This window comes from Xanthomonas sp. LMC-A-07 (assembly GCF_030208825.1).
In the GTDB taxonomy this organism is placed as follows: Bacteria; Pseudomonadota; Gammaproteobacteria; order Xanthomonadales; family Xanthomonadaceae; genus Xanthomonas; species Xanthomonas campestris.
In genome coordinates, this window is record NZ_JARVTF010000016.1 from 1 (window position 1) to 14,976 (window position 14,976).

A 14,976-nucleotide genomic window follows, 5' to 3' on the forward strand; every position below is an offset into this window, starting at 1 on the left:
TCCGTTCCGGGTGATCAAGCGCCAGTTCGGTTACACCAAGGTCCGCTATCGCGGCCTGGCCAAGAACACCGCGCAGGTGCTGACGCTGTTTGCGCTGTCAAACCTGTGGATGAAGCGAAAGCAGTTGATGCCTGTCGTAGGGACGGCGTGCCTGTAACCCGGGCAACACCCTGCAAACGCGCCGGAAACGGCAAAAAAATCGAGGATCTGAGCGCCGTCAGCCTGGCCGATGTGGTTAGGCTCATCCTCCGACGCCGTTGATCAGACCATCCCAAACAGATCAACGTCTACTTAGACCCGACGCCATTAAGGGGCGAATGGAGAGCATCAACCACGTGGGAGATACGATGGGCCGTTGAGGACAGCAGATCCGCAGCGGGAGCCTTTCTCAGCGTATGTCCGCTTCCGGCCAGAAGGGCACATCCGCCCTACCTTTATAAGCATCCCTAATCGCTATCCCCGCCGAGGTCTGTTACGGCCAGAAGCGGGCGATTGTCTTGTCGCGGGTACCTGGGACGTAGAGAGATCGTCCGTGCTGATGTCGCGATCAAGAAGACAATCGATGAACGCGCGCAGCGCCGGTAGCATGTAGCGCCGGCTGGAGTAGTAGAGGAACAGGCCAGGCACCGTCGGTGCCCAATCGGCGAGGACGCGCTTGAGGCGCCCTTCGCGCAATGCCTCGGCGATATCACCATCGTTGTACGCATACAGGATCCCAAGTCCCTGCAGTGCGGCGGGCACGATTATGTCCTGATGATTCGAGATCACGTTGCCGTCGCCGAAGAACTCGATCGCCTTGTCTTTCTTTTTGAATGGCCAGCCTGCAATCTTGCCGCTGCCGGGGAACCGCCAGTTAATGCACGCGTGCTGGCTCAGATCAGCCGGGGTTTTGGGTTCGCCATGCCGGGCAAGGTAGTCGGGTGAAGCCACGGCAAGCAGTTCGAAGTCAGGAGTCAGCCGAACTGCCACCATGTCCTTCTGCAGCCTGCCGCCTACCCGTATGCCGGCATCGAATCCTTCGCCCGCGATGTCGCTCAGGCCGTCGTCGATCACGATGTCGAGCAAGACATCGGGGTTGGCGCGTACGAAACGGCCCAGCCGCGGCGCGAGTACGCGCTTGGCTGCCATGCTCAGCGTGTTGATGCGCAGCGTACCCGCCGCGCGCGCGCTTGTACCGACCGCCTGCGCCACTGCCTCGTCCATCTCGCGAAGCATCGGGGCCATGCGCTCATGCAGCCGTCGTCCGGGCTCGGTCGGTGAGACGCTACGCGTCGTACGGTTCAACAGGCGAACGCCGAGCCGGGCTTCCAACTGGCGAATGATCTGGCTGAGGGCCGAGCGTGAGAGTCCGAGATGATCGGCAGCCCTGGCGAAGCTGGCCCTATCGACAACGGCCACGAAGGCCTTGAGTTCGGCAAATTCAGAGCCGCGCATTGTGCACTCGTTTCTACATAGCGTGATCAGATAATAAGTGATTCTCTAATCGGAAAGAACGCATCAAGCTAGCTCCGCACACTCAACCGGAGCATTGCAATGAAAGAGCTAGACCTGCCCGACCCGATCGCGGCCTACTTCGACGCCGACCGCCGAGACGGCCAAGCTGTTGCCCGCTGCTTTACCACGGATGGCGTTGTCATCGATGAGGGCGGAACCCATTCGGGCCTCGCCGCGATCGAAACGTGGAAGTCCAGCGGGTCTGCAAGATACGCCTACACCGCCAGACCGCATACGCTGGAAAGGCACGCCCAGCGCTACATCGTGACCAGTCAGGTGTCGGGCAATTTCCCGGGCAGTCCCCTGGACCTGCGCTACACCTTTGTGCTGGAGCGCGGCAAGATCGCCTCGCTGGAGATTGCGCCATGAATTTCGACCTCCAGCTGGCGGGCAAGCGCGCTGTTGTCACAGGCGGCACTCGCGGCGTTGGCGCGGCCGTCGTCGAATTGTTGAGCCAGCTCGATGCACGGGTCGTGGCGACCGCGCGCTCGAAGCCGAAAAACCCCATTGATGATGTGCACTACCTTGAGGCTGACCTTGCTACGGCCGAAGGTGTTCGCGAGGCGGTAGAGACGGCTGGACGGCTGCTCGGTGGAATCGACATCCTCATCAATGTGGTGGGCGGGTCGTCTGCGCCGGCAGGCGGCTTCGCCATGCTGAGCGATATCGAGTGGACCAAGGCGCTCGACTTGAACCTGATGGCGGCCGTGCGGATGGATCGCGCCTTGCTTCCCGGGATGATCGCTCAGGGATCGGGCGTGATCCTGCACGTATCGTCGATTCAACGCGTGCTACCGCTCCATGACGCCACAATCGCCTATGCCGCAGCCAAGGCCGCGCTGTCGACTTACAGCAAGGCGCTATCCAAGGAAGTCACGCCCAAGGGCGTGCGCGTTGTCCGTGTTTCGCCCGGCTGGGTCGAGACAGAAGCATCAGTCGATTTCCTCGGCGGTATCGCGGCCAATGCCGGCACGGACTACGAAGGTGCCAGACAGATGGTCATGGATGCGCTGGGTGGGATTCCGCTGGGGCGCCCGGCCAAGCCAAGCGAAGTGGCTGATCTCATCGCCTTCCTGGTCTCTCCGCGTGCGGCTTCCGTTTCGGGTTCGGAACACACGATCGACGGTGGCACTGTGCCAACGGCGTGACACCCCCGGATGGAGCGGTAAGGCACATCGTCTTTTCGGCGACGCACCAGCGTGATGAGCAGCCTTCTGTCGTGTAAGTGCAGGTTTGGCAGGGCGTCCTGAATTTTTTTCTGCATTGGCCAAGACCTGCCGGACAGCAGACTGGGAAGTGATGATCTTTGATTTGGAACGTGAGCTGCCTGCCCTCCTTCTATCAACATTCCTGATGCCCGCCCCGCCCGCTTTGCACCCAAAGCGGACGGGGCCCAGCCAGGGCGCGGACCTAACGAGCCTGCGCCGACAGCAGTACCGCAGTTGCATACGCTGAGAGGTTGGCGAGGTCACGCAGACAAACGGAACAGATGCTCTGCAGAGAGCGCAAAACTGAGCGCGCCACGCGGCACCAGCGCGGTGCAAGTTTGATTGCGGTGATCGGACGGTGTGCGGTAGCAGACAACGCAAAGCGCCATGACGGTTCCTTGCAGGCGATGCTGAATGTTTTTCTTGCACGGTCAGCGACACGACGTGCCTGGTAGCCAGATACCCGCCTCCTGTAAACGATGGTTATCTGATGTCCGCAGCAGGAGTTATCGATCCCTGCCTAAGCGACCGAAACCAACGCAGCCAGCCACTGACTGCGGGACGGTAGGCGATCTTGGCAGGGACCTGCAGTTCCACTTCGGTACCGGTTGCGACGCCATTCCGAAATGCGAGCGTGGCACCGATGCGTGCAGCGCGCTCGCGCATGCCGGCCAGCCCCCAGTGGCCAGGTCGGACACCTGCGGCAAGCACTTCGGACGCGATGCCGCGGCCATCATCGCTGATGCACAGGCGCAGCGCCTTTGCACTGTAATGAAGCTCAAGTGTCACGGTGCTTGCCTGGGCATGGTTGAACGCATTGATGAGTGCCTCGCGCGCGATGCTGAACATCTCGTCGTGTACCAGCGGATCGAGGGGGCGCGCCATGCCCTCGACACGCATCTGGAAGTCGGCTGCGGCGTCATCCATCAGGTCGGCGCCCACGCTGGCCAGTGCGTGCGGGAAGTCGCTGACCGGCGCGGCAGCCGCGCGCAGCCCTTGCACGCGATCGCGCCCTTCGCTCAGCACATCGTCTGCACGCTCCAGCGCACCTTCCATCGCAACACGTGCCGGCTCCTGTGCGGGAAGTTTTTCGATCGCCGCCTGAAAGCGCAGGATCAGGCCCTGGATACCCTGCAGCAAGGTGTCGTGCAGTTCGCGCGCAATCCGTTCGCGCTCCAGATGGCGCTCTGCCAGTCGCGCCTGCAAGCGTGCCTCCATGACCCGCAGACGGCGCAGGTAGATGAGCCAGAGCAGTCCGGCCACGACGAGCACGCACAAGGCCAGGAACCAGCTCGTCAGATAGAACGGCGGTGGAATCTGGATCTCCATCCCCGCACCCCGTTCGTTCCAGATCCCATCCTCGTTGGCGGCAAGAACGCGAAATCGATAGTGGCCAGGACGCAGATTGGTATAGATCGCCTCGCGCCGCGTGCCGGCGTCTTGCCAACCCTGATCGACGCCTTCGAGCCGATAGCGGAATCGCACCCGTTCTGGAATCGACAGGCTCAGCGCGGTGTATGCGATGCGTAACTGTTGTGCACCGACCGGCAATTGCAGCAACGCGCCGGGCGAAACCGGACGTCCATCGACATCGACGGCGCGCACGCGTACCGGCGGCGGCAACGGATTGTGGTGCAAGCGGCCTGGGTCGATCCAGGCGAGGCCATTGTCCGTGGCGAACCACACCCGCCCATCGCTGGCTTCGGCCACGGTGAAGTTGCTCGGCACCATCTGTGGGGCGCCAGGCAAGCCGTCGAGATAGTCGAACCGGCGGTAATGCAGCGGATGTTCTGGATTAGCGAGCACCTGCGAGACCTCCGCAGCCGGTACGCGAATCGCCCCTTGCACATCGTTGAGCCACAGATCGCCAGCGGCAGTTTCGACCAGGCCGGAAATGCTGCCCAACGTGTCATTCCCTGCGGCAACAATCTTGGAGAAGCGCCCGTTGTGGTAGAGCCCCAGTCCGAGTTCACCGGCAACCCAAAGATGCGGTCCGCGGCCGCCGATCGCCATCACCCGGCCAACGTTTGGCCCCTCTTTGGTCGTGTACGTATGGGTCTTACCGCCTTCGATCCGATGCAGGCGATCAGGCAGGGTACCCAGCCAGACGCGGCCCTGAGCGTCTTCGAATACCGCGCTCGTCGCGCTGGCCGGATAGTGGCTCGGCGCCATATGCTCCCATTTTCCATCGCGAAAGTGTTTGAAGCCATGGCCCCTGATGTCAGCCCATAGTCCTGCATTGCCGTCGCCATGAAGCGTAAGCAAGACCCAGTCTCCATTACGTACACCGGCAGGCCACGGTGTCAGCACGAAACGGCTTTGGTAGTGGCGCCAGAGACCAACGTATCCTGACCACCAGATGGCACCGACGGGATCACGATAGGCACTGGCGACAGCAGCGACTGGCGCATGCGGAATCAGCGCGTCGCTGCGGATTTGCAGCAAAGGTTTGTTCGAGACGCTGCTGGCCCAGATGTCGCCGCCCTCGCCCGCCATCAGGGTGAACCCGCTGTACGCGGGAGGTAAGCTCACCGGTACGACATCGCCATGTCGGAAACGATCGATCCCCTTATCGCTGCCGAACCAAATATTGCCTTCGCGATCCTCCAGGACGGCAAACATGCGGTCCGAACTGAGTCCATCCGCCTGCGTAAACGCCTCGATCCTGGAAATTGGGCCGGGTTGTTGCGGCTGACTGATCCTGCGCAGGCCATCGCCCAAGGTGGGGATCCACAGCCCGCCGTCGCGGTCGAACGTGATCGCCCGCGAGCCGACCCGGATTTCCTCGTCTTCACCGACACGGCCGCTCCTTGCCACCGCGAGCGGCCGTACCGAGCGCGTTGTCTCGACGATCCAGTGGCGTCCCGCCGCATCCTGAGCGATCTGAACTGCGTCATTCAATCGCTGTCCGGTGTCGCGGAAGACGTGCTCGCCGCGTGGCAGGAACAGCAGCTTCTCAACGCTGGAGGCCCACAACGTACCCGTCCGATCGACGCCGAGCACCCGCGTGCGCTCGCCTTCCGGGAAACCCTGCGCCACACCTACCGGCTTCCAGCGGTCGTCCTCGCGCACAGCCAGGCCACGCGTGGTGCCGACCCAGATTGCGCCGTCGTGGTCTTGGGCGAAGCCGAGCACAATTTCGGGTGGCCGCTCATCTTCGTGGGAATAAACCTGCAACATCTCATCTTTGAGCAGCGCGACTGCGCCGCTGCGAAAGCCAATCCATAGACCACCCTCTGGCGTCGCCAGCAGAGCGGTGACATTGGTTGAGGGCAGCTGAGTTCCTCCAACGGTGGCGTAGCGTTCGAAGGTCACGCCATCGAAGCGGAATAAGCCGGTTGCACCACCGATCCACAGATAGCCATCGCGGGTCTGGGCAAGCGCCCACACTTGGCTAGGCGCGCCGTCGCGCGCGGTCCAGGCGGTATGGTGCAGTTGCGCGAGGCTACGCTCTCGGTCGAGCGCAAGCGCATTTGCCGCGAACAGCCACACTGCGCCCGCGATGCCGCAGTGCAGGACGAGGCGCATCCATCGGGGTGTCAGACGAAGCAACGCCGCCATCTCCTTGTCTCAGGGTGGGTAGACCAGGGCCCACTCCGAGAAGCAGCGAGCGTTCTGCAGTTCTGGCCTCTCGCGTCAATCGCGGTGTTGGCCAAAGCGCTTCTGTGCGTTACGGGCTGCGTGACTGTATCTCATGCGGCCGGATTACGTGGTATCACCCAAAGCTAGCGTGTCGATAGCAGGCTCAAGCGCGTTGTGAACTTGCGTGGGCTGCTTGCGCCGCCAGTGGGTCCATCCCGGTTCAGCACTACAGCAGCGCCGTTCAGCGCCTGGCACTTGGTTGCTCAGCGCATCGGCATGGGCAAGGCGTTGTCAGATGCGCTGTAGTTTCAGACCAGGGCGTGTTGGGGCCGGCCGGCTGCTCACAGGCAGTCGCCACCCGCTCCGGTCGACGCGTCGACGGGTGGATGAGCGTGGCATCAATGCGCGGCACGGCGTCGCCGGTGATCGACAAGCACCGCACACAGTCCAAGCAGTCCGCCCAGATAGGTCGCCACCAGGGGTAGATGCGTCGGCAGATAGGCACCGCGGTCACGGTAGCTTTCTGGATAGAACGAAGGCTCCAGCAACCACCAGGCAATACCACCGCCGAGGATCAGCATGCAGAACGCGGTCTGCAGCTTGACGGCAGGCGCAGCGACATAGGCAAGAATGACGACCACCAGCGCTGCGCTGAAGCCTGCTCCAGGAAGATGCCAGGCGCCAACCGCGGCGGTCGCCAGGCTGCCAAGGGTGCCGGCAACCAGAAAGCCACCCAGGACGATGGGCAGCAGCAAGAACCAACGCAGCACCATGTAGTCTCCTTATGCCTTTGACTGTGCGCCGCAGCTCGCAGCCCCCCGTTGTCGTCGTGTTGCAAAGGGCGGGCGCCACGCCTTGGCCCCCCCTCTTCCCACGATCAATGGGGTGCAGGCGACGCGAGATCGCTGCAACTCACACCTCAAGAATGCCGCGTTTGAGCGCGAGCAACACCGCGTGCGTGCGGTCCTTGGCACCGAGCTTGGACAGGATGCGCTTCATATGCGCTTTCACCGTGCCCTCGGTGACGCTGAGGCTTTCGGCGATTTCCCGATTCGCATTGCCTCGCGCTAACTCGCGCAACACCTCCATCTCGCGCGGCGACAGGTCGTCCTCGCCGGCGTGCTGCGCCAGTTCCATGGCGATCTCCGCCGGCACCACCCGGCGACCGGCATGGACCGCGCGGATGGTATCGCGCAGCTCCTTGCGCATCATGCCCTTGAGCATGAAGCCCCTGGCTCCACTCTTGAGCGCGCTCATCGCCTGCGCATCGCCGCGGTAGGTGGTCAGCACCACGATGCGCGCTTCCGGCCATTCGCTGAGGATGCTGCGCAGCGACTCAAGCCCCCCCATGCCGGGCATCTGCAGATCCATCAGCGTGACGTCGGGTCGATGCACGCGAAACTGGTCGATCGCCTCGCGCCCGTTTACGGCCTCGGCGATCAGTGCGATGTCCGGCTGCTCGCTGAGTGCGGCCTTGATGCCGTCGAGCAGCAGCGGATGGTCGTCGACGGCCATGACGGTAATCACGGCCGGCGGAATGTCTTCAACACGGTTCACGTCGGTTCCTCCTGGTGCAGGCCAAGCAGCTTGCGCCAGTTCCAGCGCCGTCGTCGGGCCTCCTTATACGCCCAGCTCGCCGGCAGCTGCAATTGGACGGCGGTCCCGACGCCCGGATTGCTCCAGATAGTGAGAGTGCCCCGCACCCTGGCGGCGCGCTCGTGCAATCCCTTCAGCCCCCAATGCCCGTCCTTGACTCCCGACAGGTCGAAGCCGGATCCGTCATCGCTGACGCGTATCTCCAACTGCCGTCGCCCAAAAACGGTAACGACCTGCACGCGGGTGGCGTGCGCATGGCGGAAGGCATTGGCCATTGCTTCGCTGCCGATATGGAACGCTTCTTCCAGAACTAGCGGATCCAGTGCGCGTCGGCTGCCTTCCACCGAGGCCTGAAAGGCCACGCCATAATCGCGCGCCAGCTCACTTCCGGACATTGCCAGTGCATCCGGCAGGTCCAGGCTGACCGAGGTCCGCAACTCGGCCACCTTGTCGCGACCGTCGGCCAGGATTCTGTCCGCGCGATCCAGCGCATCCTCCATGAGCTCGCGTGCGCGCTCGCCATCCGGTATCCGCTCGGCAGCCGATTGAAACCGCAGCATCAGTCCCTGGACGCCCTGCAGAAACGTATCGTGCAGATCGCGGGCAATGCGCTCGCGTTCCAGCAATCGTACTTCGCTTCGCCATTGCAGCTTGGCCTTGACCTGGCGCATTCGCAGGAAAAACAGCAGCCAGAAGGCACCCCCGGTCGCCGCTACGCACAGAACCAGGAAGGTGCGCGATTGCAGGAAGGTGGGCGGAACCACAAAATCCACGCTTGCTGCGGTGTCGTTCCAGATACCTGACTCATTTGCCGCGACAACCTCAAACCGATAATTTCCGGGGCGAAGACCGGTGAAGAAGGCCTCCCGCCGGGTGCCCACATCTTCCCATCCCATCGCCGATCCCTGCAGGCGATACCGGAACTGCACGCGTTCGGGCATCGTAAAACTGGGCGCGGTGTAGGCGATCTGTATCACCCGCGGCCTGGTAGACAGCGTTAGCACTGAGCGGCTGGGCCCTTCGATACTGGTGTGGTGGCCATCCACCGTGACGGATTTTACATAGACCTTGGGCCTGACCGTGTTGCTTGGTAGCGGCCCCGGGGCAAGAGCGACCACGCCGTTGGAGGTTGTGAACCACAGCCGTGCATCGGTGCTTTCGATGGCAGTTGGCCATGGGCTGAGGACTTGTGCGGCACCTGGAAAACCATCGTGGTGGTCGAACAGGCGAAACCGTGCCAGATGTGCAGGGTTCGCTACGATGTTGCGCACTTCATTCGCATCGATAAAGACCGCACCCTCGTTGGTGTTCAACCACAGCTCTCTCCCTGCCCGCTGGATCAGCCCGGTGACACCCCCGAACCGAAGCCCTTCGCTGTTGAGGACCGAGTGAAAGCGCGTGCCATCAAAGCGTGCCAGCCCCTTCTCACCACCGATCCAGACATCGCGACCTGACACAGCCATGACCTGCACAGCGCCTGTCGCCAACCCATCCGCAGCACTGTAGACGTCGACCTGGTCGCCATCGACAACCGCCAGACGATTCTGCACGTAGCCAAGCCAGAGTCGGCCGGCCGCGTCCACGGTCAACGACGTCGCAGGCTCGCGCGGCAGCCCAGCCAGCCCACCCCAAAGCGTCCAGCGATTGTCAACGACCCGGTACACGCCGACCCGGATCACCGACACCCACAACGTGCCATCCTTCTGGCTCGCGATTGCCTGGATGCCGCTCCCACCCGGTGTCTTGTCGGGGCGCCATTCCTTGAGTCCCTTGGCGCTGCTGCGATAGATGGAGCTGCCGCGTCCGCCCAGCCACAAGGTGCCGTTGTGATCTCGATGCAGCACCGAATAATTTTCAGGGGAGGAAGGCAGCGACTCGCGCTTCACTCCGTCCCGTAGCCGGTGCAGCCCGCGGTCCGGGTCAGTGACCCAGATCGACCCATCTCCCGCTGCAGTCAACGCCACGCCACCGGCGGCGTGGTAAAGACCGACCCGCGAGAAAGCAGAGGTACGAAATCGCGACAACCAACCGTCGGAGATCGCCCAGACATTGTTTTCGCGGTCCTGCATGAGCGCGACCGGAGTCTTGCCCTGCAGGGGGATGGGCGCTGAAGCAGCTTCGCTTTCAGCGGCACCACGCGCTGCCGCATGACCGTCATCGTCTAGCGCAATCCGCTTGAGTCCGTCCGAGGACGCATGCCACAGATTCCGGTCCCGGTCGATCATCAATTCCAGAACTCGACCATCGGATCCAGGATAGTCGTACCAGTCGACGGCCAAGGCTGAACCAATCTGTGGCGTTCGAAGTTCGGTCAGTCCCGATCGCTGACGTGCTAACCAGACGTGGCCATCGGGCCCCTTTATCAGGTATCCCGGCTTAGCATCGCCTTTGGCGTTCAAAGCCAGTTCGAAGTGATGCTGTCCACGCCGGTGAAAGTACAGCGAATCATCCGTGTAAGCCCAAAGGGTGCCGGCATCATCGAGCTTCAGCTCGGGGACGTTTATCGGGGGAAATTGCCAAGTCGTTTCCGCGCGCTTCCACCGACGGCCTTCTAGCCGAAACAGACCGCGTGTGGTGCCGATCCACATGCGACCATCCCCATCTTCGGCAAAACTCACTGCCGTGTTCGGCGGTAAGCCGTCCTGAGTGGCGTAGTGCCGCGATGTCCCGTCTTCAGCGATGAAGGTGGCGCCGCCGAACAGATAGCCGAGCCACAAACCGCCGGCTGGCCGAGCCCATAGCCCATAGATTTGCGAGGTCGGCAGGGGGATGCCTGCAATCTGGCGGATACGCTCGAACGCGACCCCATCGAACCGAAACAGGCCTCCGTTGGCCACAACCCAGATGTAGCCGTCGCGCGTCTGTGTCATGTCCATCATGCCGCTCGGCGCGCCGTTCTGGACGGTCCAGTGCGTCTGATGCAAATGGGAGAGCGGAACGTCCGCCAGCTGCGCGAATGCCGGCAGGCATCCGCACAGCATCAGCGTCCAACCGAGCGCAAGCCGAAGCGCCAGCACTGCGGCGCGCGACATGCTCACGCTGCGCGCGCGCCAAGCCGGCGTGGACGGGGTGGGACCAGTGCATTGTGCCGTTTGGTCGAGACGGGAGGTTGGTAAGCGCCGCCCGACAGGCCAAGCAAGTCGGCGATGCGCACCAGATCGGCAAACGAACGCGCGCCCATCTTTTCCATGACACGCTTGCGATGGATCTGCAGTGTCGCCTCGCTGATGCCCATGGCCGCGGCGGCTTGCTTATTGAGCAGGCCATCGGTGACCAACGGTAGCGCCTGCCGCTCGCGCGGCGTCAGCGCTGCATAGCGCGCCCGTGCGTCCGCGAACCTGGTCGCGGTCGCCGCTATCCACTCGTCGAGCTGCGCGTCGATATCATCGAGATCGTTCGACCGCAGTAGAACGTAGGGCGCATGTGCGCCATTGCCCATCACCAGCATTGCCGGCTTGACCGCCGCATCGCGCCGGTCCGCCACCTCATCGCACGATAGCGGCTGTCCTGGTGTGTGCCAGCGGCTGGCATCGACCAGGACGAACATGATCGGGGGAGGCTGTTGCATGCGGATGGAGTCCGTTGGAGCGCGTACTAACGTAACTGCGTGTCCCCGTCCCCACAATGCTCGCAAGTCCAGCAGCTGCATTGCACTTTAGGGTAATCGCCGAGAGTCCAGTTGACAGCGGGTGCTGTCGCTGCGTGGCGCAGCAAGGCATCTAAGCCCTGCCCCAGTCGATGCGAAAATCCTGAACTGTCCGAATGCCGAATCCACCGCGGACCACGACCGGACCGCCGTCGAGTCGCATGTCCGGCAGTTGCTGCGTCATTGCAGCAAGGCCTTCTTCCAGCTCGATCATGGCCAGTGCATCACCGAGGCAGCGATGCACACCACCGCCGAACACGAGTTGGCGTCTGGGAGCGTCGGTGCGCTGAATATCGAAACGCTCCGGGTCCAGATACAGCGCTGGATCGCGTAGCGCCGATAGCGTGGAGAGGGACAGAATCTTTCCAGCAGGCACCAAGGTGTCATCCAGCACAATGTCCTGCAAGGTGACACGCGGCACTGACGCCACCGCCGGCTGATAACGCAGGCATTCGCGCACCGCCGCCGGGATCAATGCCGGGTCGCGGCAGACTGCCTGCCACTGCGCCGGATGCTGTAGCAACAATGAAGTCTGGATCGCAAGTGCGCTGCGCGTGGTGTCGCTCCCGGCGAGCAGGATTGACATCAGTTGCGCAAAGACCTCCGTCTGTGAGAGCTCCCCGGATGCATCGCTGGCGGCGATGTAGCTGGTGATGAAGTCTCCGCGTGGCTGACGGCGCCGGTCTGCGATCAACCCCTGCACATAGCCGGTGAGCTCGCCCGCGGCCTGCTGCAACTCGGGGACTTCGTCAGGCGTAAATGTGGAGTTGAATGCGCGTGACAGGCTGTAGACACACCGCGTGAAATCCGGGATGTCTGCCTCAGGCAGCCCCAGAATGTGGCAAATGACGCGCGCAGGCAGCCAGTTGGCGAAGTCGCCAATGACGTTCATCCCGCCTGCGCCGTACTGTGCTTGGATCAATTGTCCGGCAACGGCGCGCGCATATGGCCGCACGTCCTGGACAACGTGCGAGGAAAACGCCTGGACCAGCGGCAGGCGCCGTTGCCGATGCGCAGGTCCATTGCTCAGCACCATGGTGTGCTTCAGGAACGCGAACAAGGGGCCATTGGTCACTCCGCGCGCGGTGGCGATCTCGGTTTCCATCTGCCGTGTTCGCGGGTCGGTGAACAGTTGCTGCACATCCTGCGCGCGGATCGCGACATAGAGGCCGTCTTCGCGTTGCAACAAAGGCGTTAGCGGACGGAAGCGCGCGAAGACAGCATAGGGGTCTGCCTGCAGTTCGGCGGTCGGACACAGTGGTGGGTGCTGCATGGGTCATCTCGTGCGGGGGAGTGGTATTTCATTTGGCCAGCGCCGCATGCACCTGTGCGGGAACGGCGGATGCGGCCGGCGGCGAGCGCCTGCCGACACGGAAATGAAGAAAACGCTTACAAAATCGTGCAAGCCGCTGATGGAACCGTCAGTCATGCTCGTGTTTCCAGTCGCAGCGCCAATGCAGCAGACGCAAATCTTATTTGCATGCATCCAATTCGGCATCGCCCCGAAGATGCGCAGCGCATTTACCCCTTTGGAGTAACCCTGGCTATATCGTTCGCTTCGTCTTTCATACGATGAATATCGAATATCGCCTGGCATCTGTGCTGCAGATACTGCAGCGGCAGACTCTTGTTATGCGCTTGCACTATCCGCAGCGGCATTGCTGATCGTTATTCCCGCACGTCTCGCTCGCGCTGTCCGGATTCGTTGATCGCCGTCTCGCGAAGCTTGATCGGGTTCGCCTCAAATCCAGCGGAATTTCTGCGCGCCGGCATGCATCGACGTATTTGATTCCCTCCCACATTCCGGGAGCGCAAGGCCTATTACTTGCTGCTCCTCACCCTGGAATTTAGAGATGACGATTATTTCCAATCCGCTACGTACGCTCAGCGACACACCACAGCTGACACGTCATTACGACTTCATCGTTTGCGGCGCCGGTCCAGCCGGTAGCGCCTTGGCCGGCCGCTTGGCAGAAAATCCAGAGGTACGCGTGCTGCTGCTCGAGGCAGGCGGGAGTGACGAGGTGCCGGAGGTCCTCACGCCTGGGCAATGGCCACTCAATTTGGGCTCGGAGCGCGATTGGCAGTTCGTTGCAGAGCCCAATCCGCATTTGAACAACCGCGCAATCCCGCTCAACATGGGCAAGGTGGCAGGCGGTGGTTCGGCCATCAACGTATTGGTATGGGCACGCGGCCATCAGGCAGATTGGGACGCCTTTGCCCAGGCAGCGGGAGACGATGGCTGGAGCTACCGCTCGGTGCTTGACGTTTATCGCAGGATCGAAGACTGGCAAGGCGTCGCAGACCCGCAGCGGCGTGGAACGGGTGGCCCGGTACATGTCGCACCCGCACGCGATCCGAATCCGGTGGCAACTGCCATGCTGCAGGCCGCGGCAGCAAACGGGATGCCAACCTTCGACAGCCCCAATGGCGAGATGATGGAAGGCCGCGGCGGCGCTGCGCTGACCGACCTGATCGTCAAGGATGGCCGCCGCGCGTCGATGTTCCGCGCTTACGTGGTACCACGTTGCCACCAGCCTAACCTGACGGTGCTGCTGCATACGCAGGTTACTCGCCTGTTGTTCGAAGGCAATGCTGCCGTTGGTGTGGAAGCAATCGTCGGCAATCGCGTTGAGGCATTCATGGCCGAGCGCGAGGTGGTGCTCTCGCTCGGTGCGATCAATACGCCCAAGCTGCTGATGCAGTCCGGCATCGGCCCCGAATCAGAACTACGTCCGCATGGCATTGAGCTGGTCCAGCATCTGCCCGGCGTGGGGCGCAACCACCAGGACCATGTGGCGTTTGGATGCATCTTCGAGTCAAACGCTCCGGTCGAGGTGGGATATGGCGGTTCCGAAGCCACGCTCTACTGGAAAACAGATCCGACGCTGGCAATGACGGATGTCTTTCACTGCCAGCTCGAATTCCCGGTGGCCACACCGGAAACCGCGCACATGGGCGTACCGGAACATGGCTGGATGGTGTTCGCCGGACTGTCGCATCCCAAGAGCCGCGGCACCCTGCACCTAACCGGCGCAGATCCCAGCGCACCGCTGCGTATCCAGGCCAACACGCTGTCTCATCCAGACGACATGCGCGACGCGCGTGCCACGGTAGCCATTGCCAGAGAGCTTGCGCACGCATCGGCTGGTGCGCACTTGCTGAAGCGTGAAGTGATGCCGGGTGCGCTCACCAGCTCGGAGATGGAGCAGTACCTGCGCAACTCGGCCATTACGTTCTGGCACCAGGCCTGCACCGCAAGAATGGGCCGCGATGCCATGTCGGTGGTCGATGGTCAGCTGCGGGTGCACGGCATCAGTCGCCTGCGTATCGCCGACGCTTCGATCATGCCCAATGTGACCAGCGGCAACACGATGGCGCCCTGTGTGGTCATCGGCGAACGTGCTGCCGACCTCATCAAAGCCGCCCATCGCATCTAAGCCCCCCGTC

Annotated in this window: 11 protein-coding genes; 4 read left to right on the top strand and 7 right to left on the bottom strand. The window is 62.6% G+C overall.

Annotated elements, in window-relative coordinates; genetic code table 11:
- The coding region (locus QRM89_RS16760; protein WP_343237687.1) for a transposase at window positions 1–157 on the top strand (157 nt) is incomplete at its 5' end.
- 296 nt (window positions 158–453) lie between these two features.
- On the opposite strand, the gene QRM89_RS16765 is transcribed toward QRM89_RS16760, so the two are convergent.
- Window positions 454–1,434 carry a LysR family transcriptional regulator gene (locus tag QRM89_RS16765; protein ID WP_114998670.1) on the bottom strand — a complete coding sequence of 327 codons (981 nt, stop codon included), beginning with the start codon at window positions 1,432–1,434 and terminating at the stop codon, window positions 454–456.
- Window positions 1,435–1,533: 99 nt separating this feature from the next.
- Between QRM89_RS16765 and QRM89_RS16770 the strand changes: the two genes are divergently transcribed.
- Both QRM89_RS16770 and QRM89_RS16775 read left to right on the top strand, forming a co-directional pair.
- Window positions 1,534–1,863: a nuclear transport factor 2 family protein gene (locus QRM89_RS16770; protein WP_115577083.1), complete on the top strand. Its 330-nt coding sequence runs from the start codon at window positions 1,534–1,536 to the stop codon at window positions 1,861–1,863.
- Window positions 1,860–2,642 (top strand): SDR family oxidoreductase, encoded by a 783-nt coding sequence (locus QRM89_RS16775; protein ID WP_103701122.1) that lies wholly within the window; start codon window positions 1,860–1,862, stop codon window positions 2,640–2,642. Before QRM89_RS16770 ends, QRM89_RS16775 begins: the two co-directional genes overlap by 4 nt.
- A 543-nt stretch (window positions 2,643–3,185) precedes the next feature.
- Here the strand turns inward: QRM89_RS16775 and QRM89_RS16780 are convergent.
- The 6 genes from QRM89_RS16780 to QRM89_RS16805 form a co-directional block, all read right to left on the bottom strand.
- Complete coding sequence (locus tag QRM89_RS16780; RefSeq protein ID WP_285448525.1) at window positions 3,186–6,230, bottom strand: sensor histidine kinase; 3,045 nt, start codon at window positions 6,228–6,230, stop codon at window positions 3,186–3,188.
- A 452-nt stretch (window positions 6,231–6,682) separates the two neighbouring features.
- On the bottom strand, window positions 6,683–7,057 hold the full coding sequence (locus QRM89_RS16785) for a hypothetical protein (RefSeq protein ID WP_103701121.1): 375 nt from the start codon (window positions 7,055–7,057) through the stop codon (window positions 6,683–6,685).
- A 139-nt stretch (window positions 7,058–7,196) separates the two neighbouring features.
- Window positions 7,197–7,799: a response regulator transcription factor gene (locus QRM89_RS16790; protein ID WP_164496907.1), complete on the bottom strand. Its 603-nt coding sequence runs from the start codon at window positions 7,797–7,799 to the stop codon at window positions 7,197–7,199.
- A 38-nt stretch (window positions 7,800–7,837) separates the two neighbouring features.
- On the bottom strand, window positions 7,838–10,912 hold the full coding sequence (locus QRM89_RS16795; RefSeq protein ID WP_285448526.1) for a sensor histidine kinase: 3,075 nt from the start codon (window positions 10,910–10,912) through the stop codon (window positions 7,838–7,840).
- Window positions 10,913–10,914: 2 nt separating this feature from the next.
- Window positions 10,915–11,427, bottom strand: coding sequence for a LuxR C-terminal-related transcriptional regulator (locus tag QRM89_RS16800; protein ID WP_238148518.1), 513 nt, complete (start codon window positions 11,425–11,427; stop codon window positions 10,915–10,917).
- Window positions 11,428–11,599: 172 nt separating this feature from the next.
- Complete coding sequence (locus QRM89_RS16805; protein ID WP_103701118.1) at window positions 11,600–12,799, bottom strand: cytochrome P450; 1,200 nt, start codon at window positions 12,797–12,799, stop codon at window positions 11,600–11,602.
- Window positions 12,800–13,379: 580 nt separating this feature from the next.
- On the opposite strand from QRM89_RS16805, the gene QRM89_RS16810 reads away from it, so the two are divergent.
- A complete protein-coding gene (locus QRM89_RS16810; protein ID WP_115004843.1) occupies window positions 13,380–14,966 on the top strand; it encodes a GMC family oxidoreductase N-terminal domain-containing protein in 1,587 nt (528 codons plus the stop codon).
- The last annotated feature ends 10 nt before the right edge of the window (window positions 14,967–14,976 follow it).